This window comes from Lederbergia graminis, assembly GCF_042655485.1.
GTDB lineage: Bacteria > Bacillota > Bacilli > Bacillales > Bacillaceae_C > Lederbergia > Lederbergia graminis.
The window spans coordinates 91,987-114,354 of sequence record NZ_JBHSMC010000013.1 but is presented as its reverse complement, the minus strand read 5'-3'; the positions used below and the strand labels follow the sequence as shown (position 1 = coordinate 114,354).

General features: G+C 35.2%; 22 protein-coding genes. 16 read left to right on the top strand and 6 right to left on the bottom strand.

Annotation, left to right across the window (positions count from 1 at the left end):
* The first annotated feature begins 34 nt into the window (after positions 1 to 34).
* Complete coding sequence (locus ACFPM4_RS09755) at positions 35 to 1,123, top strand: LLM class flavin-dependent oxidoreductase (RefSeq protein WP_382350797.1); 1,089 nt, start codon at positions 35 to 37, stop codon at positions 1,121 to 1,123.
* Between the two features lie 191 nt (positions 1,124 to 1,314).
* On the opposite strand, the gene ACFPM4_RS09750 is transcribed toward ACFPM4_RS09755, so the two are convergent.
* Positions 1,315 to 1,629 carry a winged helix-turn-helix transcriptional regulator gene (locus ACFPM4_RS09750; RefSeq protein WP_144921894.1) on the bottom strand — a complete coding sequence of 105 codons (315 nt, stop codon included), beginning with the start codon at positions 1,627 to 1,629 and terminating at the stop codon, positions 1,315 to 1,317.
* A gap of 145 nt (positions 1,630 to 1,774) precedes the next feature.
* Here ACFPM4_RS09750 and ACFPM4_RS09745 point away from each other — a divergent pair, with 145 nt between their 5' ends.
* From ACFPM4_RS09745 to ACFPM4_RS09730, 4 genes are all read left to right on the top strand, one after another.
* Positions 1,775 to 2,374, top strand: coding sequence for an NADPH-dependent FMN reductase (locus ACFPM4_RS09745; protein WP_382350792.1), 600 nt, complete (start codon positions 1,775 to 1,777; stop codon positions 2,372 to 2,374).
* A gap of 144 nt (positions 2,375 to 2,518) precedes the next feature.
* Positions 2,519 to 2,866 carry a hypothetical protein gene (locus ACFPM4_RS09740; RefSeq protein ID WP_382350789.1) on the top strand — a complete coding sequence of 116 codons (348 nt, stop codon included), beginning with the start codon at positions 2,519 to 2,521 and terminating at the stop codon, positions 2,864 to 2,866.
* 102 nt (positions 2,867 to 2,968) lie between these two features.
* The gene (locus ACFPM4_RS09735; protein ID WP_382350786.1) at positions 2,969 to 3,844 is read left to right on the top strand and encodes an ABC transporter ATP-binding protein; all 876 of its coding nucleotides are present in this window, start codon (positions 2,969 to 2,971) and stop codon (positions 3,842 to 3,844) included.
* 27 nt (positions 3,845 to 3,871) lie between these two features.
* Positions 3,872 to 4,579 carry a hypothetical protein gene (locus tag ACFPM4_RS09730; RefSeq protein ID WP_382350783.1) on the top strand — a complete coding sequence of 236 codons (708 nt, stop codon included), beginning with the start codon at positions 3,872 to 3,874 and terminating at the stop codon, positions 4,577 to 4,579.
* A gap of 61 nt (positions 4,580 to 4,640) precedes the next feature.
* Here ACFPM4_RS09730 and ACFPM4_RS09725 read toward each other — a convergent pair whose 3' ends face one another.
* Positions 4,641 to 6,071 (bottom strand): hypothetical protein, encoded by a 1,431-nt coding sequence (locus ACFPM4_RS09725; protein ID WP_382350780.1) that lies wholly within the window; start codon positions 6,069 to 6,071, stop codon positions 4,641 to 4,643.
* Positions 6,072 to 6,508: 437 nt separating this feature from the next.
* Between ACFPM4_RS09725 and ACFPM4_RS09720 the strand changes: the two genes are divergently transcribed.
* The gene (locus ACFPM4_RS09720; protein WP_144921912.1) at positions 6,509 to 6,781 is read left to right on the top strand and encodes a CD3324 family protein; all 273 of its coding nucleotides are present in this window, start codon (positions 6,509 to 6,511) and stop codon (positions 6,779 to 6,781) included.
* A gap of 173 nt (positions 6,782 to 6,954) precedes the next feature.
* On the opposite strand, the gene ACFPM4_RS09715 is transcribed toward ACFPM4_RS09720, so the two are convergent.
* From ACFPM4_RS09715 to ACFPM4_RS09705, 3 genes are all read right to left on the bottom strand, one after another.
* A complete protein-coding gene (locus tag ACFPM4_RS09715) occupies positions 6,955 to 8,280 on the bottom strand; it encodes a hemolysin family protein (RefSeq protein ID WP_382350777.1) in 1,326 nt (441 codons plus the stop codon).
* A 99-nt stretch (positions 8,281 to 8,379) separates the two neighbouring features.
* Positions 8,380 to 9,144, bottom strand: coding sequence for a TerC family protein (locus ACFPM4_RS09710; RefSeq protein ID WP_382350774.1), 765 nt, complete (start codon positions 9,142 to 9,144; stop codon positions 8,380 to 8,382).
* A gap of 329 nt (positions 9,145 to 9,473) precedes the next feature.
* Positions 9,474 to 10,547, bottom strand: a complete 1,074-nt coding sequence (locus ACFPM4_RS09705; protein WP_382350771.1) for an alpha/beta hydrolase family protein — start codon at positions 10,545 to 10,547, stop codon at positions 9,474 to 9,476.
* A gap of 222 nt (positions 10,548 to 10,769) precedes the next feature.
* Here ACFPM4_RS09705 and ACFPM4_RS09700 point away from each other — a divergent pair, with 222 nt between their 5' ends.
* From ACFPM4_RS09700 to ACFPM4_RS09655, 10 genes are all read left to right on the top strand, one after another.
* A complete protein-coding gene (locus ACFPM4_RS09700) occupies positions 10,770 to 11,258 on the top strand; it encodes a small multi-drug export protein (protein ID WP_382350768.1) in 489 nt (162 codons plus the stop codon).
* Between the two features lie 17 nt (positions 11,259 to 11,275).
* On the top strand, positions 11,276 to 12,022 hold the full coding sequence (locus ACFPM4_RS09695; protein ID WP_382350765.1) for a hypothetical protein: 747 nt from the start codon (positions 11,276 to 11,278) through the stop codon (positions 12,020 to 12,022).
* 17 nt (positions 12,023 to 12,039) lie between these two features.
* Positions 12,040 to 12,435, top strand: coding sequence for a GntR family transcriptional regulator (locus ACFPM4_RS09690; RefSeq protein ID WP_382350762.1), 396 nt, complete (start codon positions 12,040 to 12,042; stop codon positions 12,433 to 12,435).
* Positions 12,436 to 12,437: 2 nt separating this feature from the next.
* The gene (locus ACFPM4_RS09685; protein WP_382350759.1) at positions 12,438 to 13,304 is read left to right on the top strand and encodes an ABC transporter ATP-binding protein; all 867 of its coding nucleotides are present in this window, start codon (positions 12,438 to 12,440) and stop codon (positions 13,302 to 13,304) included.
* Positions 13,305 to 13,851: 547 nt separating this feature from the next.
* On the top strand, positions 13,852 to 14,721 hold the full coding sequence (locus tag ACFPM4_RS09680; RefSeq protein ID WP_382350991.1) for an ABC transporter permease: 870 nt from the start codon (positions 13,852 to 13,854) through the stop codon (positions 14,719 to 14,721).
* A gap of 15 nt (positions 14,722 to 14,736) precedes the next feature.
* Entirely contained in the window at positions 14,737 to 15,639 is a 903-nt protein-coding gene (locus ACFPM4_RS09675) for a carbohydrate ABC transporter permease (protein WP_382350756.1), read from the top strand.
* Between the two features lie 69 nt (positions 15,640 to 15,708).
* Positions 15,709 to 17,274 (top strand): extracellular solute-binding protein, encoded by a 1,566-nt coding sequence (locus tag ACFPM4_RS09670; RefSeq protein ID WP_382350753.1) that lies wholly within the window; start codon positions 15,709 to 15,711, stop codon positions 17,272 to 17,274.
* 1,006 nt (positions 17,275 to 18,280) lie between these two features.
* Complete coding sequence (locus ACFPM4_RS09665; protein WP_382350750.1) at positions 18,281 to 19,771, top strand: DUF1538 domain-containing protein; 1,491 nt, start codon at positions 18,281 to 18,283, stop codon at positions 19,769 to 19,771.
* Positions 19,761 to 20,429, top strand: coding sequence for a P-II family nitrogen regulator (locus ACFPM4_RS09660; protein ID WP_382350747.1), 669 nt, complete (start codon positions 19,761 to 19,763; stop codon positions 20,427 to 20,429). Before ACFPM4_RS09665 ends, ACFPM4_RS09660 begins: the two co-directional genes overlap by 11 nt.
* 491 nt (positions 20,430 to 20,920) lie before the next feature.
* Complete coding sequence (locus tag ACFPM4_RS09655; protein ID WP_382350744.1) at positions 20,921 to 21,664, top strand: hypothetical protein; 744 nt, start codon at positions 20,921 to 20,923, stop codon at positions 21,662 to 21,664.
* A 100-nt stretch (positions 21,665 to 21,764) separates the two neighbouring features.
* On the opposite strand, the gene ACFPM4_RS09650 is transcribed toward ACFPM4_RS09655, so the two are convergent.
* Positions 21,765 to 22,157 (bottom strand): YuzC family spore coat inner layer protein, encoded by a 393-nt coding sequence (locus tag ACFPM4_RS09650; RefSeq protein ID WP_382350741.1) that lies wholly within the window; start codon positions 22,155 to 22,157, stop codon positions 21,765 to 21,767.
* Positions 22,158 to 22,368: the final 211 nt, after the last annotated feature.

The following is a 22,368-nucleotide window of genomic DNA, read 5'->3' as shown; positions in this document are numbered from 1 at the left end:
ACAAAGAAAATAATATAGATGAGGAGAAATAGGGATGTCTAAACAACAAGAATTCGAAGTTGGAATTTATACACTTGCCGATATAGGACCAGACCCCCTTACTGGGAAAACAATAAGTGCTAAACAGAGAATGGATGAGATACTGAAGGCCGCGAAGTTAGCGGACGAAGCAGGTCTTAATCTATTTGGGGTAGGGGAGCATCATCGTTTAGATTATGCCGTTTCTTCTCCTGCAGTAGTATTGTCAGCAATTGCACAAGCAACAGAACAAATAAGATTAACAAGTACTACAAGTGTAGTAAGTACACTTGACCCGGTTAGATTATTTGAAGATTTTGCTACATTAGATTTAATTTCAGGTGGCCGTGCAGAAATATTCGCAGGTCGCGGTGCTTTTATTGAATCCTTCCCACTTTTCGGATACAGTACTGATGATTATAATGAACTTTTTAATGAACATATGGAATTATTATTAAAACTGAATGAAAATGAAGTTGTTACTTGGAATGGAAAGTTTCGTTCTCCGTTAAGAAATGCAGAAATCGCTCCAAGACCAGTACAAAAACAACTCCCAATTTGGATTGGCGTTGGAGGGACTCCTTCGAGTGCAGAACGTGCAGGTAAATTAGGGGTTGGGATGGCTTTAGCAATATTGGGTGGTGATCCAAAGAGATTTAAACCACTCGTTGATATTTATCGTCAGGCTGGATTGGATGCTGGGCATAATCCAGAAATGTTAAAGGTTGGGGTAACGGGCCATACGTATATTGCAAGAACAACCGAAGCGGCGAAAGATGAATACTATCCTTATTACTCTAATTATTGGAATTATGTTAATAGTCAACGTGGAATGGGGACAAGAATGTCAAGAGCAGAGTTTGAGCGCTTAGCTAGTCCTGAAACAGCATTATTTGTAGGTAGTCCAGAACAAATTGTGGAGAAGATTTTAAAACAACATGAATTATTTGGACATACACGATTCTTAGCACAAATTGATATTGGTGGTCTTCCATATCATATGGTAGAAAAAAATATAGAATTACTAGCAACAGAGGTTGTACCAATGCTGAAAAAGGCATTAAAACAGAAGAAAAAGGAAGCAAAGACACCTGAGTTTGTTTGACTTCTTCAATTTCAAAGAAGTTAGGAAGGCACTAAATATTCCATATTTAAGTTAATGATTATAGCGAAATAACTTTTTTATATTGCAAAAAGACATTAACAAACGCTACTTAAAGATGCGATGTTAATGTCTTTTTATTTTTAATAGTTTCATTTATATTCTGCATTCCTTCTCATGTTTTAAGATACATCTTATTCGTCAGTAACCCATGTTTGTGACCAGTTTTCAATTGTTTTTAAAATGGGCTCCATGGAACGGCCTTTTTCAGTTAATGAGTATTCAATAATGACTGGCGTATTTGGTATTACTTCTCGTTTTACAAGACCTTGCTGCTCCAATTCCTTTAATCGTTCGGATAATACTTTTCCACTGATACCAATGGAAGATTGGATTTCGTTAAACCTCTGTGTTCCTTTTAATAATTGATAGATCACTAATGCGGTCCATCTTTGACTAAGTAGTGTGATAGCCCTTTCAAATTTTGGGCAAATTGCAGGCTGTTTCATCATAATTCCCCCTTATTCATAATTGTACCACAAAATATAAAACAAATAACAAATATTAATTTAATTACTTGACATAATCTGATGGTTTTATTATACTTACTTACGTAAAGTAACTTACTGATAAAAAGAATAGGTGGTGTCCCAATTGGGTTTCATAGATAAATTATTTGGAAGACAATCTAAGGAGGAAGAAACGATGACAACAGAAAAATTAAACATAGGGATTATTTTAGGAAGCACTCGTCAAGGTCGCGTAAGTCCACAAGTTGGAGAATGGGTAAAATCAATCGCGGATCAACGTGGAGATGCAAATTATGAAATCGTAGATATTGCTGAATTCGACCTTCCGTTTTTAGGAACTACAGAAGGAACTGAACCTGGAATTGCTGCTTGGAATGAAAAATTAGCAAGTCTAGATGGTTTTGTTTTCATTGTTCAAGAATATAATCACAGTATTTCTGGTGCGTTAAAGAATGCTATCGACTTTGCTCGTGAAGTTTGGTATGACAAAGCAGCTGGTATCGTAAGTTATGGTTCAACTGGTGGAGCACGTGCTGCAGAACATTTACGTGGTATTCTTGCAGAGCAAAAAGTAGCAGATGTTCGTACACATCCAACTTTGAGCTTGTTCACTGATTTTGTTAATGGATCAGAATTTAACCCTCAAGAGCTACACAACGAAAATGTAAATACTATGCTTAATGAAGTAGTTGCTTGGAGTGGAGCACTTAAAACATTACGCTAAACTAAATAAATTATTTATCTCTAAAAATATCAGACATCATCTATGTGTCTGATATTTTTTTGTGGATTGGCATCCTAATAGAAAAGGTTCAAAAGATTTGCTAAAGTATTTATAGAGATATATTAGGAACATTTGGAGGTCATCATGAATACTGTCATAAAACAAACTGAGCATCAAAATACCTTAAAAAGAAGAGAGAGAAAGGTATTTTGTAAGAAGTGTAAATCATCTCAAATTGTAGCGAACAAAAGAGGGTACAGTTTCAGTAATATGTTTATTACAATACTAATCACGTTTGCAATTTGTATCTTTTTAGCTATTCTATTTCCCTCACTTGATAATGTAGCTGTATCAGCAAATTTAAATATAATTGGATTAATTCTGTTTTATATAGGAATCCCAGTCTCAATAATTCGTGGTTTTTATGGACGAAATGATATTGTAAATGGATGTATGAATTGTGGAAATAAGTGGATCGCAGGAAAACGGTAAAATAGTAATGACAAGCTATACATAAGAGGAAAAATACTCAAATAAAAGCATCTGCAATCATCAAAAGCAGATGCTTTTTAAAAAAGGATAATGGGGAGTTTTATGAACAAACTTGTAGAACTTAAAAATATTAAAAAAGTATATGCAAGTAATTATGTATTACGTGACGTTTCTCTTTCGATTGAAAAAAATAAAAATATTGCAATTCTAGGCGGAAATGGAACCGGGAAGAGTACATTATTACGGATAATTGCAGGTATCGAAAGACCAAGTTCAGGAGAAATTTATCATCCTAGCAAAGAAATTAACATTGGTTATGTGCCTGAAAGGTTTCCGAAGAATATCCGTTTTACTCCAGGTGAATATTTACACTACATTGGAAAAATAAACGGTATCTCTACAGTGAATCTCCAAAAAAATATTCCTGATTACATTCAACGTTTTCAATTAGAGGAAGTAAGTAACAAATGGATAATGAACTTGTCAAAAGGAAATATCCAAAAAGTAGGTATCATCCAAGCAATTTTAGATAAACCAGATTTATTAATTTTAGATGAGCCAATTTCTGGACTAGATGCTCATGCACAGCAAGAATTACTAAAGTTATTAAAAGAAATGAACGAGGAAGGTACAACCGTTTTATTAACATATCATGAATCTAATATATTGGAAGGAATTGTAGATACTGCTTACCATTTATCTAATGGGAGTATTACGAAGATGAAACAAAAGAAGCTGCAAGAAATGAAATTAATAGAATTAGAGAAACTAGACGATGGTATAGTGATGAGTTGGGATGAGGTACTTTTTATGAAAAAAGTGGAGAGTAAATTAATTCTATATGTGCATGTAAGAGACAGTGATATGATTCTAACTAGAATTCTACAATTAAAAGGAAGTATCCGTCGTGTAGATAATGTAGTGGATTTTTACTTACATGATGAAAAGGGGCAGGGGGGAAATAACCTGTCAGAATAGAAAATCTTACTATTAGGGGAGATTCCTTTGTTAGAATTAATCAAATATAGTTTACATGACTATGTACGTTCCCATAAGTATTTTGCACCAATTTCAACATATATTATCTTAATTATTGTTTTCTATACTTATAAACCTAATCCTATTCTGGATAGCTATGCCGTTACTGCATCGATGCTATATGTTGTGTCGGCTTGGTTATGTATTAGTGTTCTCGCACTTGATACCCCTGTCCAGAGACAATTATTCATAAAACACATCGGGAGTATGAATCGATATTATGTTTCAAAACTTATATCAGTATTTTTCATTGCGATCATACTCACTATTTTTACCTTTATCTATCCAATTATTTTTCAAATGTTTAATGATACTGTAACGCCAATGATTGGTACAGTTGCAATTATAAATCATATTGTTTTATCGATATTAGGAATAAGTATTGCTAGCTTATTTAGTAATGCCATTACAGATAGTGCCGTCAATTCTTACGGAGGCTTAGCACTAGTTATTGTTATTTCTATCGCATCGCTTGGTATTTATAATATTTTACCAGCCTATGTTAAGTACATTGTTTGGATTATTCCACCGGCAATTCATACTCATAAAACATTAATCGATTGGAATGGTATCAGTATTTCGGAACTGTCATTGTTTCCGTTTATTTGGATCATTTTATACGCGCTATTACTCATATATTTATTTTTAACATTAGCGAAAAGATTAAATAAATAATTGATACGTTCGTAAAAAATGTAGGAGCCCGAAATCGTATAGAAATCGGGCTTTTGCATTTCTAGAAGATTAATAGTCCAATAAAGGTGGATATGATGAGTCCAACTGTGACAGGGATAAACGACTTTCTTACAATTTCCATTACTGGAACCTTTGCAAAACCAGCAACAGCTACGAGAGAAGACCAAGCGATTAGTGTTCCACCGCCTACCCAGATAGAACCCATTTGACCAATAGCAGATAAAGTTTCTGCATCAATGCCTACATTTTGACCAAGTGCTCCTGATAAAGAACCGACTAAAGGTAATCCGGAAAAACCAGAACCATCTAAGCCAGTAATTGCCCCAATTATTAAGATAGCAAACCCAACTATAAATGGATTTTCCGGTATCAATTGTTGTCCGGATACAACTAGATCAAATAAGAGAGAAGGTGCTTCTTCTGGATTAATACCGAATATTTTACTAGATAATTCACCACTTCCTAGAAAGAAAAAGCCTGCTATAGGAATGACAGGACCCATTGCCTTAAAAGCAAATACGAATCCCTTCACAAGGTTATCACTCACTATATTTAAGGATGAGCGAATATTAATAAATAATGATGCAGCGATAAGCAGAATGGCGGAGGTACCACCGATTAATGCTGCTCCAGTTCCACCTTCAACGGCAGGAATCACATCAGAAAATTTAGCGAGAAACATATAAATAATAATGATTAAAAATGTGACAGGTACAATAATAGCAAATAGTAGGCTGAATTTATTTTTAGTGGAGTCTTCTTGATTAGTGGCTTCATTTAATTGTGTTGAATGCAAATTAACTTTTTCCCAAGAAAGTAAATGTTGATTGGACGGAGATGAAATTTGTTTTCTAATGATGATATAGGCAATTACAATAGCGATCATTCCGGTTATTACGGACAATACAAATGCACGGTCTGCGACAATATTTACATCTGCTCCTGCAGCTGTAGCTGTTAAGGTTGGGGCAATTTGAATAATATAATCTGATGACAAGGCCATTCCTTGGCCAGCTAGTGATACAGCAATTGCGGTGCCTATGGGTGGAAGTCCAGAGCGGATTGCGACAGGAATAAGTAAGGCGCCAACGAGTGGTACAGCAGGTGTCGGCCAAAAGAAGAGTGAGATAATATATGTGACAAAAATGAGAATCCAAAAGGAGATGTGGCCATTCTTCATTACACCTTGAAATGGCTTAATCATTAGCTCATCTGTACCTAATGATTTCATTGAGTGCAATAATGCTGTCATAATTGCGATAATCAGGAAAATATTGAATAGTTCCCCAGCAGCGACTATGCTCGCATTGAATATAGTTTGTAACCCTGTTGTAAAGGAGTCAGTATAAATCCACCCCACCAAAAAAGTTAAAATAATGGAGGGGACCACAATATTTTGACGAAATAGCATCGTTAAAATAATGATACAAGTTCCTAGAAAATAAACCCAATGTGCAGCGACTAAATCCATCTATGAAAACCCCCTTTATAAGCATTAAAAGTCTAATATAATGTATGCTTTCATTTGGGCTTCGGTGATGGTTGGTGATAAAGTTGAACGACTATAAGGAAAGATTAATTATAACTATTTTATCCCTTGAGGATGGCCACTAAAATATGAGTTAATAAGGTTGTCGGGCCGATAGTTTTTTTGAAAGGAGGCTGATTATTTTGATCACGAACAACGAGGTGATTTCCGCTTAGGTGGAAATCACAAAATGAGAGGTCGCATGGATTGCGACCTCTTTTACTATTAATTTTCTAAGATTCAAGTATACTATTAATAACAAGGTGAGCTATATAATCTTTTGTAAAGGCTTTCCTAAAATATAGAACGAAAGGGGTTTTTCAAATGATTAAAGGAACGGACTGTTTATTTATACAAATAAATAAGGAGGATAAGAATTTTTGCAATATAAAAATGGAAAAGAGGTGCTTCCCCCTCATTTGCTAAAGGAGCTACAGAAGTATATTCAGGGAGAGTTAATTTATATCCCAAAGAAGAATAATGAGCGAGCGGGATGGGGAGAAGTGAATGGTTCACGTCGATTAATTGCTCAAAGAAACGCAGAAATTTTCCAATTGTATCGGGAAGGACGTTCTTTTGAAGAGTTGGAGCGACTGTACAATTTGTCCATCGATAGTATTCGTAAAATTATTTATAAAACCCGTAGATTGTAAAATTAAGTAAAAAGAAATTGTCTTAATAAGTAAATTTAATTACCTAATGCGGTTGACAATAATATTTTATAATGTCCTCGCAGCGGGAAATCAATATACATTGTATAAAGCTACTACAAAGAAAGAGGTCCATCAACATGTCTATTTTTGACAAGTTGTGGACCTGTTCGTTTTTACTCTTCGTTTTCTTCATTGTTTTTTTCTACTGTTACTAACACGTTTTCGATTCGATTATCTAGTACTTTTTTTACCTCAAAGGTTAAATTTTTGTAGGTAATGACAGGTTTCTCTTCAACAGATGGAATATAGCCAATTTTATTGATTAGAAACCCGTTAATGGTATCGAATTTATCAGTTGGAAGATCGATGTGTACTATATCTTCAAGCTCCCAAAGTCTGTATGTGCCTTTAACTAAGTATTGATTTTTCGCGATTTCTTTTATTTCCACATCAGATAATTCAGGATCATCACTTTCACTAGAAATATCACCAACAATCTCTTCAATCACATCTTCAATAGTAATAATTCCCTCTGTACCACCGAATTCATCCAGTACAATTGCAATATGGACATTATCCTTTCGCATTTTTGAAAATAAAACATCGATGGTTAGTGTCTCCAATACAAAGTATGGTTTTCTTATCACTTCTTTTAAATGAAAGTTCGTTTTGTCTCGACTTATATATTGAAATAAGTCCTTCACATGTAGAACACCAACAATATTATCAATATCTCCTTCATAGACAGGGAACCTTGTATACTTATACTTATTAATTTGCTCCAGTATTTCATCAAGGCTAGAATTAATTTCTATGACAGACATATCCGTGCGATGAGTGATAATATCTGAAGCTAGCTTATCATTAAATTCAAAAATATTATCAATCATTAACTTTTCCGATTGGTTGATTGTTCCTCTCTCTCTGCCAAGGTCTACCATCATACGGATATCTTCTTCTGTGGCTTCTTCATTCTGAGCATTGGGATCTACGCCAAATAAGCGAATGACAGTGTTAACAGAAAAAGTTAAGATCTTTACAATAGGTAAACAGATTTTTGCTAATATTGAAATAGGACCAACAGCAAAAGAGGAAATGGATTCAGCTTTTTGTAATGCTAGCTGTTTTGGAACAAGTTCTCCAAATACTAAAGTAAAATATGATAATACTATTGTTATCACGACGACTGAAATAGTCTTCAAGATATCCAATGAAATTGGAACACCTACATCATATAACAAGTTTGCTAATGGTTCTGCAAAGAAATCTGCTGCAAATGCACTGGATAAAAAACCAGCTAATGTAATACCTATTTGTATAGTACTTAGAAAGAGACTAGGTTTTGATATAAGACTATACAGTTTTCTAGCCTTTTTATCGCCATTGTCAGCTGCTCGCTTTACCTTTTTATCATTTAAGTTTACAAATGCAAGCTCTGAAGCTGCAAAAAAGGCATTTACAAAAATCAACACAATAAGTGTTATGAGTGCTATCGCCAAAATAGATTACCCTCCGTAATTGCTAATATATCATAGTGTACTCATTTTAATCATATCTATGAGCTGGAATTTTAAAGGCGCACAATTCATGTATGATCCCTATGCTTCTTGTACCTTTTTATCTTTTGTCATAAACCACCCTGTTACAGCAATTCCTACTAATACGACATAGAAGAATACTTTCCACTCAGTAGAGTGTGCAAAATCAGTGGATAAGATTCCTATATCAGGGTGTCCTAAAGTTAATACAGCAAGCTTAACTCCAACCCAACCAACAATTGCAAATGCTGCGATTTCGAGCCCAGGTCTTGAATGAAGTAATTTTACAAAAAGATTAGCTGCGAAACGCATAATGATTAATCCAATTAATCCTCCCGCGAAAATGACAAGGAATTTACCCCCATCCATTCCACCAATTTGTGGAAGATTCGTGTTCGGGAGAGTCATTGCCAATGCGACTGCAGCAAGGATAGAGTCGATTGCAAAAGCGATATCAGCTAGCTCAACTTTAATAACTGTCCCCCAGAAACCGGCTTTTTTCTTTGGCTTATCATTCGTACTCTCTTCTTTCTGCTTGAAGAAGAGTTTCCTAGCAATGTGATTAATAGCGATAAACAGAAGGTATAATGCACCAATTGCTTGTACCTGCCAAACGTCAACAAGAAATGAAATGATAAATAAGGATGCTAAGCGGAATACAAATGCACCAGCTAATCCATAGAATAGCGCCTTTTTCCTTTCTTTTTCATCTAAGTGTTTGACCATGATTGCTAATACGAGTGCATTATCAGCTGCTAGTAATCCTTCTAGTGCTATTAAAAGTAACAATACCCAGCCGTACTCCAATAAAATCGAGAAATCCAATTAATTTCCTCCTTAAAATTCATAGTGTTGAAAGTTCATAAAGGCGGATGAGGCTAATAAAAAAACCTTTACCAGAGTTGGTAAAGGTTTTAAAAAAATAAAAGACCTTTACCGTTTGGGTAAAGGTCTTGCTAACAACAATTCGTTGCCAACAAAGCCGGGGAGCATAAAACTCACCGAAATGACGACTTTGTTGTAAAAGCTACTCCCCTTTAGGAGAACATATTCAATGTATTTATTTTACTTTATACTACCTATATCTTGATGTCAAATAGTTTTTTAGTTTAATAGTTCATTAGATTTTAAAATACAAACCGTAGAGTGAAAATTTATTTACTATGTCGTTTTACATAGTCCGTGAACTGGTTCCAGTCATATCTACTAAGATAGTGAGTTCCTGCTCGTTTATGGTATCCTATATTTCCGTCGTGAAGTGATACTCCAGCTTCCGGTAATGAGCCATCATGTACAAGCCCATTATCGGCATAAATTTTTTCATAAACAGAAGAAGCGGCTACACATGATAAAAACTCCGATGTTGGATCTGCCCACATATCATCTTCTGCACTGGATACATAAATCTTTCTAGGAGCAATAAGTGCCATTAGAAAATGTTGATCAAAAGGCATTTCAAACTCCTTATTAGAAAATTGCTTATAAGATTTACAGAACCAGTATGGAAATGAAAGATTAATTTTTTCTATTGTTTCCCCGACTTTTCCTCGACTAATTGCTGCTCCACTACAACCTGAGTTATTAGCGAATACAAACGCGAATCTTTCATCAAAAGCTGCAGTGAGTAATGCTGTTTTTCCTAATCGTGAATGTCCTGCAATAGTGATATTAGAGAGATCGACTTTCTCATGTGTTTCCAAAAAGTCCATGATTCGCATCGCAGCCCAAGCCCAAATAGAAATTTTTCCAGCACTATCTTCTAAGCGCTTTCCATCAGGATATAGTAATCCTGAAAGTCCAATAGAAAAGTCATCATTATCGGAAGTTACATCTTCATAAAAAAAGGATGCTACTGCAAATCCATTATCCGCAAGTTCTTCTGACGGCATGAATTTATCCGGAACATGTGGACTGAAACTTATGTGAACGATTGTCTTGTATTTCCCATTTGCGCTCGGACAAGCAAAGTAAAATGGGAAGGAGTAATCACCATTATGAAGGGAGACTGTCAATTTAATTTTTTGTAATACAACATTGGAGGCACAGAAATGTGAATCAGTCTCGATAATCTCAAACTTCACTTCTTTTGGCTTTTCTGGGAAATATCCATATTCATATTTACACAACATATCCTTCAAGACTTCTCTTTGCTTTTCCCACTCCTCCAAACTTTCTATACCACTTAATACATTTGGCAGATTACGCTCAAGCAAAAGATTCCTTATCAAGAGAGCCCCTCCATTCATTATCTATACAACTTCATTCTAACACGGGACATGGGGTCAGGACGACTGTCCCGTTATTCAAACATTTTGAAAATGGTCCAAGGTTCCTGACCCCATGTCCCATTTAATTTTTAAAAAAAGGGTTTGCAAATTAAATGAACTGTGTTAAGGTGTGTATATAGATATATACACCTTAACACTTTGGTTTATAGGAGGAATTGGTTGATGAAGGCAATTTATGGATATGTTTTAGTTTTTATTCTTGCGGCAGTCCCACTATTTGAGGCGTATGGTGTGATTCCAATTGCGTCTCTTGCTGGTCTTTCCGTAATTCCAGTAATGATTATCGGGTTATTAGGAAACATTTTGACTGTTTTCCTTGTCATTTTATTTATTGATCACATTAAAAATTGGAGGAAAAAACGTAAAAAAGGGGAAGAGACAAAAGAGAGTAAACGCTCTGCACGTGCAGAAAAATTATGGAAAAAATATGGTTTGCCAGGTTTAGCAATGTTAGGGCCACTACTTGTGGGGAGTCATTTAACTGCTATTGCAAGCATGTCATTCGGTGGTAATAAAAAAAGAACATTTGCATGGGTTTCAGCTAGTATTACAATTTGGAGTATTGTTTTCACTGTTTTGTTACTATCTGGGGTCGATTTAATGGGATTAGAAGATCGAGGAATTATCAATTACTTTCAAACAAATGATTAATAAATGAGGTGAGTGAATTGCTAAATGATGCTATTTGGTTGGCAAAAAAAGAATTTAAACAACACTGGATAGCTGTGGTATTTACATTTCTATTTAGCATGATTATTGGATCTATGGTAGGTATCATTCTTTCAGGATCACAAGCTTTCATTATAGAATTTAATGATAAATCGATTAGTCATTACATGTTGGACTTTATCATTATTGGAGTAGCTCCAGGATTTGGAGCTATATACATGGCGAAACCGTATTTAAGCTATAAGGCAGCTGTGGAAGAGCCTTATGGAAAACGGATAGCTGTTCTACGATCATTGCCAATTTCCATCTCCGTTATAGCACTAAGTAGGACGCTTGTGATGCTTGTCATCTTAGCTCTTAATTTGATTGCTTTATTTGGTACAGCACTGGCTGTACTTATATATACGGATACATTTTCGGATTTTATGAGTGTAGGAGAGTATGTAGCCTTTGTTTTATTATGGTCTGGTTTCATGCTTGCACTTGGTGGAATGAGTCCATTTTTGGAAAATGGATTAAAAGGTCGTTACTTATTTATTGTCCCATTTATTTACATTGTTCTATTTATCATCGCAATTTTTAGCTACTATCCTTCTGTACAAAAAGGCATTATTGAATCGAGTATTGATTTTATTCAAGATGGCGGTTGGTATATTAGTCTACTTTCTTTAGTCATTGGTATTATATGTTTTTATGCCTGGCATCAATTATTAAAGAGACGCTTAACTAACCGAGATTATGTGTAGAAGGGAGTGGGGTACCTATGAAGATACCTATCCACATCTCTGAAGATAGTCGTGAACCTATTTATCATCAAGTGGAAATGCAAATTAAAACAATGATTGCTAGTGGTCAACTAAAGCCAGGATCTTCACTTCCTTCCATCAGGGCTTTAGCTAGTGAATTAGGATGTAGTGTTATAACGACAAGAAGGGCATATCAAAATTTAGAAGCGAGTGGCTTTATTAAAACAGCGCAAGGAAAAGGGACGTTTGTTCGAGAAATGGAAACGACGATGAAGGAAGAGACGAAACATAAAGTGGTGCAAGAAGGATTAGAAAAAGCTATTGAACAAGGAATGCAGGTGGGAATTTCAGAACAAGAATTGCATTCGATATTTAGAGATATTATGGTGAAAAAATTTAAAAATGGGGGATGAACATGCAAACCTCAATTTTACAAGTAAAAGGGTTATCGAAGAAATTAAAACGATTTACACTTGGTCCCATCGATTTACAGGTGGAACAAGGAATAATTGTAGGATTAGTAGGCGCAAATGGTTCAGGTAAAAGTACGTTATTTAGAATATGGATGAATTTATTAAAATCCGATACTGGACATGTGGAACTTTTTGGTCAGGATGTTAATAGTATTAAATCAGATTGGAAGACAAGAGTTGGTTATGCAGGAGAAATTCTAGATGGGTATGGATTCTTAACGGTATCAGAAATGAAAAAGTTCATTTCCCGCTGGTATTCTACATGGGATGAGGCACTGTATGAACAACTAATTATGCGCTATAAAATTGACGTGAAAGAAAAATTCAATAAATGTTCTAAGGGAACGAAGAAAAAAATTGAATTTATTTTTGCGCTCTGTCATCATCCAGATTTACTCATATTAGATGAACCGACAGCTGGGGTAGATATTGCATCACGGAGAAGAATAAAAGAAGATTTAATAAAGTTTATGGAAGATGGAGACAAAAGCATTGTTATGGCCACCCATACGATAGATGAAATCAATCAACTTTGTGATGAAATTATCGTTTTGGAGAGTGGAAAAATAATCCAATCCTTTAATAAGGACGACATATACCATGATTGGGCTAGAATTAGAATTTCGAATCTTTCGGAATTAGTGAAACAACATCCCAATGTACTGCATTATGAAATAGAGCCACCAGAAATTATTACAAATAATGTTCATATGTTAGAAACCGTTCTTCAAAGGGATAACATACAGATTCATCAGCAGGAACGATTAACACTAGAAGAGGTATTGCAATATTTAATTGATAAGGAATAATATGAAACAGTTATGATAGGAAAACTGGTTTCCACAGAGGAAATCAGTTTTTTTATAATATAAGCAGATAAAAGAGAAGGATTTGTAGAAAAATGTAGGAATATGCAGAAAATTCTTTCGAAAATTCTATTTACATTGATCTGTATGAGGAATATAATAAATTTAATAAAGTAACCGCTTTCAAATAGAGAACTATGGAACATTGATAGTCTATCGAAAAAGAGGAAGAGGTTATTTTTTTATTTCTTCAGAACATTGATTTCAATTTTTCGCATAATTCTATTTGTGTAAGGTTGAGGGAGTTAAGTTTTGCGAAAAATGCAACCGATTTCAATGGGGTTTCTTACGTATTGTATAGGCTGAAAATTTGATAGGAATCTATTAATGGCTGAAGTTCGAATAGTTGGTTGCTACTTTGAATGAAAAAACATACGTTGGGAGGATTTAAATGAAAAGTGTAACGGCACAGTCACAAGCAACAATTCTGGAAAAGAAAAGAAAGGATTCTATATTTATAAGATTAAAGAAAAACCGATCCCTTCTAATTATGTGTTTACCAGCAATTATCTTTTTTGCTGTGTTTGCATATCTACCGATGCCAGGCCTATACATAGCTTTCGTAGATTTTAACTATACTGCTGGGATTTTTAAAAGTGCTTTCATTGGTTTGGAAAATTTCCGCTTTTTAGTAATGACTGGAGACCTGTGGAAGCTAACGTTTAATACGATTGCTTATAATCTGGCATTTATTATCCTGGGGAATTGCCTACAAATTGGTGTAGCAATTTTGCTTAATGAACTCGCCAGTAAGTGGTTCAAAAAAGTATCTCAAACCATCATGTTTTTACCACATTTTATTTCCGCTGTATTAATTGGTCTTCTAGCATATAACATCCTTAGTTACGATTATGGTGTCCTAAACTCATTTTTAAAAGCGATTGGCTTAGATCCAGTCCAAACATATTCAAACCCAGAAATTTGGCCATTCATTATTGTCATTACTTTCTTATGGCAGTCAACAGGTTATGGATCGATTATTTATTTTGCTGCCATTATGGGACTTGATAAGCAAATTATAGAGGCGGCTGAAATTGATGGAGCAAATGCATTTCAACGTATTAGATATGTCATTATCCCATGGCTCAAGCCAACTTTTATCATACTATTACTATTCTCCTTAGGTGGAGTGTTAAAAGGGAATTTTGGTTTGTTCTTTAACCTTGTAGGTGCTAATAATGCCATGCTTTATTCAACGACAGATATTATTGAAACCTATGTGTTCCGTACATTAATGACAAATTTCAACTTCTCATTAGGAAGTGCTGTTAGCTTATATCAATCTGTATTTGGATTCATTATCGTAATAACAGCTAACTGGATAGTGAAGAAGGTTTCACCAGAAAATTCATTGTTTTAAAGGAGGACACATTTTATGGAAAGTACAGCTAGACGTAATATAGATTTTTCATCCGTAGTAGTTCGCTTTTTTGGATATGGATTCATCAGTCTTTTTGCATTATGTTGTCTCTTACCCTTTGTTCTGATAGTCTCTTCTTCCTTTACAACAGAAAAGGCTATCATGGATTATGGCTTTTCTTTATGGCCAAAAGAATTTTCTACTTTTGCATATGAACTTGTATTTCAAAATCCTCGACTCGTCATCGGCTCATATGTAGTAACCTTGATTCTTACAGTTGTTGGTACTGCATTAGGTTTATTTATTGTCGCAATGACAGGTTATGCATTACAACGCCAGGACTTTTTGTATCGCAACAAAATATCGTTTTATATTTACTTTACGACACTTTTCTCAGGTGGACTTGTACCGTTTTACCTTCTAGTAACGAAATATATGCAACTACAAGATAATTACTTAGCTGTATTATTGCCTGGATTATTAAGTCCGTTTCTAATCATAATGATGAAGTCATTTACTAGGTCGATTCCTCATGAGATTACGGAATCAGCAAAGATGGATGGTGCGGGAGATTTTACGATATTTATTAAATTAATCTTACCGATGTCTACTCCAGCTTTAGCTACAATCGGTCTTTTCATTGCCTTAGGATATTGGAATGAATGGTATCATGCAATGCTTTTCCTTTCCTCTAATATGGAATACAGACCTTTACAGTTGTTTCTCTATAACGTGATCAATAGTGCAGAATATGTTAGAAACTCTGCTGCAGCATCTAATGTGCCACCTCAAGATATACCATTGGAATCGATGAAGATGGCTACTGCAATAGTAGCTACTGGACCAGTTATTCTATTTTATCCGTTTGTACAACGATACTTTATTAAAGGGATAACGATTGGTGCAGTAAAGGGTTAATGTTGATATGATTGAGGACTTTCCTCATTTCATAGAGTTTTAAATTCATATAAAAAGGGAGGAAATAAGATGTTCAAGCCAAAAAAATTTATGGTAAGACTATTGATTTTGCTGTTGATTTTTATTCTTGTAGCATGTAGTGGATCCCAAGGCAATAAGCCAACTACAACCATTAATGAAGATGGTGAAATTGATACTTCTGAATTTGTTACCATTACGATGATGACATTAGGGGATAAGCCAACGAATGGTCAGTTGGAAAAGGTAATGGAAAAAGTAAATGAAAAATTAAAAGAAAAAGTAAATGCACATCTAGAAATTAAATGGATTGAATGGGCAGATTATATGACAAAATATAATCTAACGCTGGCTTCTGGTGAACCTATTGATTTAATTATCACAGCTACAGACTGGTTAGATGCTTGGGGAAATGCACAAAAGGGAGCATTCAAAGATATTTCTGATCTCCTCCCAAAATTTGCACCTGAAACTTGGAAAGAAGTTCCTGAAGAACATTGGGATCAAACAAAATACGATGGTAAGATTGTCATGATTCCAGAAGACGATTTTACGCAATGGGTAAACCATGGAATGTTCTATCGCACAGATTGGGCGAAAGAATTCGGAATTAATGAGCCGATTGAGGACTTCGAAACGTTAGAAAAATATTTTCAAGGCATTGTAGACAATAAACCAGGTGTAATTCCTTGGGATGTACAGGGAACGAATGTACAGACAGCATGGGGATATGTAACAGCCTATTCCGATGCAATTGAGCTTCCAATTACGACAGGAGTTTTTCCAGTTTATTGGGGTAAGTCGATTGATGATTTTACATCCGTTGTAAGTCCAATATTTGATGAAATGTTCGTAGATTACGCGAAACTAATGAAAAAATGGGCCGATAAAGGCTTTTGGCGCACAGACGTATTGAATTACAAAGGTGATACACGTGCGTTATTTGAGGCAGGAAAAACTGGTGCTGACGAACATCATACACAAACTTTCTCTGGCTTACGTACGCAAATGGACAAGAAACAACCAGGTTCCGAGATTGATATGTTTGCATGGGCAGATACGCGTGGTAACCTAGTTTCTATGACAATTACACATGGTGCGACAGCAGTAGGAGCCCATAGTAAACACCCTGAACGAGCGCTTATGGTGTATGATCTTCTACGAAATGATAAGGAAATATATCAATTGTTCAACTATGGAATCGAAGGAGTACAATATGAAATTGTAGATGGAAAAAGAGTTCGACCTGAAGGGTATGACGATACAGAGCATTCATTTGGCACTAACTTCTGGGGTGGACGTGTAGACAAATTCGAGATTCCTTCAGTTGATACTTGGGATGGAATGGAAGAAATATACGCTGAATATGATAAGATTAAGAAGCCTTACCCATATGGCAGATTCGTATTTGATGCTACACCTGTGAACTCTGAAATCGCAGCACTATCTCAAGTAACTTCACAAATGGTACCATCCATTGCCTTTGGTAAAGCTGGTGACCCAGAAAAAGCAGTTGAGGACTTCAGAAAGAGACTAGAAGCTGCAGGTTATGAAAAAGTGCTTAAGGAAATACAAAAACAAATGGATGAATATAAAAAGCTAGTCGAAGATAATTAATAGTAATATAAATGAAGAAAGAGCTATCAAGAAAAGATAGCTCTTTCTTTTTGTAATTTATTTAAGAAAATATCGCTTCGGAAATACACTTCGCTTTCCGCGGGCGGTTCGTAAGCCTCCTCGGCGCTGAACACGCCTGTCTAGCTTAGGCTTCTAGCGGCTGGCGAACGAGACAATCCTTCCCCTACGATAAGTCAACATCGGCTCATTCTTCGCCGTGTTTCCTTTATCTCAGGGCAGGATTGTCTCCCGTTCGTACGCCGCTGAACAGTCGCCTTCGCTTTTCTAACTGTGGGGTCTCCCGGCTACCGTACATCCCGCAGTCAACCATGTATCCAAAAATACACCACAGGGAATGGAAATGTGCTAGGGTAGGTCTATACGATGCATGTATAAGTTAGATTTAATTTTTAGGCTCTGTTAAAGTTCATTGTTGTTAACAACTTAGTTGATTGTAGCGGATGTACACGAGACTCCTGCGGGAACAGCACGAGCCGAAGATCCACTTGGCAAAGCGGTTTTCTTTGCCAAGTTAGCTGAGGCCGTGCCCGCGGAAAGCGAGTGTACAGAAGCGAAAATCAACAACAGAGTTTAACAGAGCTAACTTTTTAAAGCTTTATTTCCATGGTAGGAGTCTTCGTGTATTTCCTCCGCTTGTAACAATAAAATTTTTATAATTGATAAAGCTACCGAACCACCTTTTTTTGGAAATTGAGTTAAAGTTTAGTTTTTATTTGCAATCATATTCCTTTTGTCCCAATCTCTTATTTGTCATTGATATAACAGAAGTATATATCCAAAAATATGAATCTTTTTGAAAAAAATGAAAAGAAGAAATATTAATTATAAAAAACTAATGATATAATTTTTATAAAAGTAAATTTGTAGAAAAAAATAGATAAAAATGGATGGTTATCTATGAAGAAGTCTCTATTTATCTAATGAAGTTCTTGAATATCTATGAAACTTCTAAACATTACTCATTATAGAAAGGGTTGATCATTATTTGAGTGTATTAGTTTCCAAGCTGAAGGAAGTATTATATGCAGTTATCCCCATTACTGTAATCGTTTTATTGTTGAATTTTACTGTTATACATCTCGAATCCTCTCTAATTATCCGATTTATAATTGGCGCTATCCTCATCATTATTGGATTATCCATTTTCTTATTTGGAGTCGATATTGGCTTAACAATAATTGGCCAGAACATGGGGGCATCCATAGCAAAGTCAAATAAAATATGGGTAGTTATTATAGCTGGTTTACTGTTAGGCTTTTTTATTTCTATTGCGGAGCCCGATTTACATATACTTGGCGGACAAATCGAGCTTGTAACATCTGGGTTAATCACAAAATGGTTAATTGTCGTAATTGTATCGATTGGCATTGCAGCTTTACTCGCTTTTGGACTAGTAAGGATTGTATACAATATTCCACTTTACAAAGTACTTACTGTAATATATCTGCTTATTTTTGTAATAGCAATATTTACATCCCCAGAGTTTTTAGCTATATCCTTCGATGCTTCTGGAGCAACTACTGGTGCATTAACAGTTCCATTTATACTAGCACTTGCTTTAGGTGTATCATTATTGAAAAAGGATAGTAAAGCTTCTGAAAAGGATAGCTTTGGTTTAGTGGCTATTGCATCCACTGGAGCAATCATATCCGTTATGATTATGTCTATCGTTTCTAAGAGTGACAAAATAACAGGAAGTTTAGAACAAGTGAATATTTCTAATTCAATTATCGGACCTTTTATTAAAAAGCTTCCAATTATAGCGGGTGAAGTCTTACTTGCCTTGCTGCCTATTGTGATAATTTTTCTTATATTTCAAAAAATATCCTTTAAATTATCAAAGAAGACTGTTCGAAATATTTTAATTGGAATATTATTTACATTCATTGGTCTTATATTATTTTTAGTTGGTGTCAATGCTGGTTTTATGGATGTTGGTAGTGCGGTAGGCTATAGCATTGCTAATCTCGATAATAAAGCATATATTGTTATAGTCGCATTTGTACTTGGATTCGTAACAATATTAGCGGAACCTGCTGTTCATGTTCTAACTCATCAAATTGAGGATGTTACAAGTGGCTATGTTAAGCGATCTATCGTAATGATTGCACTATCGATTGGAGTCGGTTTTGCGGTTTTACTTTCTATGTTAAGAATTATTATTCCTGACTTACAATTATGGCATTTACTCCTACCTGGGTACGCAATTGCAATTGCTATGACGTACTTTGTACCCAAATTATTTGTAGGTATCGCCTTTGATTCAGGAGGAGTAGCATCAGGGCCTATGACAGCTACATTTATATTAGCGTTTGTTCAAGGGGCAGCAGAGGCAATTGAAGGCGCCAATGTACTTGTAGACGGTTTTGGGATGATTGCGATGGTTGCGTTAACACCATTAATTGCATTACAAGTTTTAGGTGTTATTTTTAAATTAAAATCAAAAAAGGGGGGACTAGAAAGGAATGTGGAATAGTTCTGAAATTGCCGATTATGAAATTGTTTGTGTTATTGTTAACTTCGGCCTTGGAAGTAAAGTACTGCAAACAGCTAAGAAATGCGGTATTTCAGGTGGGACAGTGCTTTTAGGAAAGGGCACAATCAATAATCGTCTGCTGAATTTTCTAGCCTTATCCGAAATGAGAAAAGAAATTGTAGTAATGGTTTCTAATAAAACGACAGCTGATCAGGCATTGGAAGAGCTTGATAATAAATATAAATTTAATAAACCAGGTCACGGGATAGCATATACCATTCCTGTGAAGAATGTTTTCGGTGCTAGTAAGTGTAGACCAGACGGTATGAAGGAAAGTGGGGGTGCAGAGAATACCATGTATGATGCCATTACGATTATCGTGGAAAAAGGTAATGCAGAGTATGTAATCGACGCTGCAACCGAAGCTGGATCAAAAGGTGGAACAATTATCAATGCGAGAGGTTCTGGCATCCATGAAACTAGTAAATTGTTTTCAATGGAAATTGAACCTGAGAAAGAAATTGTGATGATCTTATCCAAAAAAGAAACAACAGAAGCAATCGTTACTTCTATCAGAGATAAACTGAAAATTGATGAGCCAGGAAATGGTATCATCTTCATTCAAGAAGTTAGTAGCACATACGGAATATATGAATAAAAAAGTATTAAACGAACTATACAGTTGATGAAAAAATCAATATAGTTCGTTTTTTATTTTGCTTTCGAAGAGTTGTTTTTACAGGTGTGGACTTCCCACTCTACGAATATAAAGTTACAGACCAGTGCTTTAGCAAGAGCGATAGGAAGTCGCTGTCTGAGCCTATCAACAGAATGTTGTGTCTACAGTCTCCCTTCAATTACCAGCGCTCTCGCTTCACTAAGCCAGCTGAAAACGCAGGGTATTTCCTAAGCGGTCTACATGATCATATATTCTTAGAGTTTAATGAAATGAATATAGTTTGGACTATAATTTTAACTGAATAGGTATTACTACCTGTGAATCTCAGTTAATTTATGAAAAATACTCTAAATATAAGAATAAGGAAGGGTATTTCATTACTTTCCTTCAATTATTTATTGATAGAAGATTTGAAACATAGAATAATACAGTGAAATTAAGGGGCTATAGAAAGGGGGAGAACAGCAAACATGTTAAAAAAGAGGTTACTATTTATCTTGTGTTTGGCAGCAATTGTAATAATTACAGGTTGTAGTCAATCAAATTATAAACCTAGTGATCCAGATACCCCATTAAATTTAGATAATCTTAATGGAATGTATGCTGGATTTCGTGATGATTTTGGCGGTTCCGAATGTGGAGGTATGTGTTGGGATTTTTACACCTTCTTACCAAAAAATAATGTGTTCATTGGTTTACCCGACAATGGAGGACCTGAAACGATTGATTGTAAAGAGAATGAGTGTCTTACTTATAAGATAAGTGATGGTATGCTAAAGCTTAGTGATGGGGAATCAGTACCGATTGAAATAACGGATGAACAGCTAGTGATAAACAAGATCAAACTTAATCCTGTTATACCTGTACCAAAAGGAACCACATTGGATAATACGTACACTTATATTGGTTATTTTGGATTGATCGGAGTAAACGGAGCGGCAAGCTCTTGGACGTATAAACTAATATTAGAATCGAATGGTACATTTGAACTTTCTGGTGTTACCTTAGGGAGTCTAGGAGCAACTAGTGGTGGTCCTTCTACACACGGTAGTTCGTCAGATAGTAATACTATTGGTACTTATCAAATTCAAAATAATACAATTATGATGAAATCGGACGATGGGAAGGAAGAGAATGCATTATTTTTTATCCATAACGGGGATGAAGAAGATATTCAAATCGGGGACAAAAATTATTATGTAAAGAAGAATTGAATATTTTAATAAAATAAAAGAAAAAGGTGATGGGAGATTAATCACCTTTTTTTATGAAAAAAATAACAAAAATGTTCATAGAAAGGATGTTATGTTTAAATTATTTTCCCCATTTTAGGGTGATCTTTAATGTACAACAATTGGCGCCTTTACTCAACGCAGGAGACTCAAGGGTAAATATTACTCCAGAAGGTGTGTAGCTAACTTTAATTGGTACGGATATTCCAACTATTGTATGAATTAAGCGATCTACTTCGGCTTGATTTCCATGTTGAGCAGCTTCCATTAACTTCATTGAAAATGTCTTGTCACCTAATTTATCTAATAAACGTCTCCCTTGATCTAATAAGACACGATATGAATTTACAGATTCAATCAGCATTGTTGGATCCACAGGAGGATACTCACGGTAAGGGAGATATGGGGAGTAAATTACATTTTGTGGTACTGGAAAGTAGCTATATATTGGATACCGGTAAAATGAGTAGTACATAACAAGCCTCCTTTCCTTATTGGATCTAGATAAGACGTCATAGCATATTATGATGATATGCTTGCCATTTGTTACAGATTAATTTCGTTGTCCGATACGAACTCAAAAATGGCATGGGAAAGTATAGATGTTAAAGCTTTTAAGCCAATGTGACTAGACATGTTTCTTTCTATTAATCTAGAATAGTAAATAGGTAGAAAAAAGTATGGGG

What these genes read in the sequence shown, in the direction of transcription:
- ACFPM4_RS09755 (WP_382350797.1), top strand. Translation starts at nt 35, where the DNA reads ATGTCTAAACAACAAGAATTCGAAGTTGGAATTTATACACTTGCCGAT.
- ACFPM4_RS09750 (WP_144921894.1), bottom strand. Translation starts at nt 1,629, where the DNA reads ATGAAACAGCCTGCAATTTGCCCAAAATTTGAAAGGGCTATCACACTA.
- ACFPM4_RS09740 (WP_382350789.1), top strand. Translation starts at nt 2,519, where the DNA reads ATGAATACTGTCATAAAACAAACTGAGCATCAAAATACCTTAAAAAGA.
- ACFPM4_RS09735 (WP_382350786.1), top strand. Translation starts at nt 2,969, where the DNA reads ATGAACAAACTTGTAGAACTTAAAAATATTAAAAAAGTATATGCAAGT.
- ACFPM4_RS09725 (WP_382350780.1), bottom strand. Translation starts at nt 6,071, where the DNA reads ATGGATTTAGTCGCTGCACATTGGGTTTATTTTCTAGGAACTTGTATC.
- ACFPM4_RS09700 (WP_382350768.1), top strand. Translation starts at nt 10,770, where the DNA reads ATGAAGGCAATTTATGGATATGTTTTAGTTTTTATTCTTGCGGCAGTC.
- ACFPM4_RS09690 (WP_382350762.1), top strand. Translation starts at nt 12,040, where the DNA reads ATGAAGATACCTATCCACATCTCTGAAGATAGTCGTGAACCTATTTAT.
- ACFPM4_RS09685 (WP_382350759.1), top strand. Translation starts at nt 12,438, where the DNA reads ATGCAAACCTCAATTTTACAAGTAAAAGGGTTATCGAAGAAATTAAAA.
- ACFPM4_RS09680 (WP_382350991.1), top strand. Translation starts at nt 13,852, where the DNA reads ATGTGTTTACCAGCAATTATCTTTTTTGCTGTGTTTGCATATCTACCG.
- ACFPM4_RS09675 (WP_382350756.1), top strand. Translation starts at nt 14,737, where the DNA reads ATGGAAAGTACAGCTAGACGTAATATAGATTTTTCATCCGTAGTAGTT.
- ACFPM4_RS09670 (WP_382350753.1), top strand. Translation starts at nt 15,709, where the DNA reads ATGTTCAAGCCAAAAAAATTTATGGTAAGACTATTGATTTTGCTGTTG.
- ACFPM4_RS09660 (WP_382350747.1), top strand. Translation starts at nt 19,761, where the DNA reads ATGTGGAATAGTTCTGAAATTGCCGATTATGAAATTGTTTGTGTTATT.
- ACFPM4_RS09655 (WP_382350744.1), top strand. Translation starts at nt 20,921, where the DNA reads ATGTTAAAAAAGAGGTTACTATTTATCTTGTGTTTGGCAGCAATTGTA.
- ACFPM4_RS09650 (WP_382350741.1), bottom strand. Translation starts at nt 22,157, where the DNA reads ATGTACTACTCATTTTACCGGTATCCAATATATAGCTACTTTCCAGTA.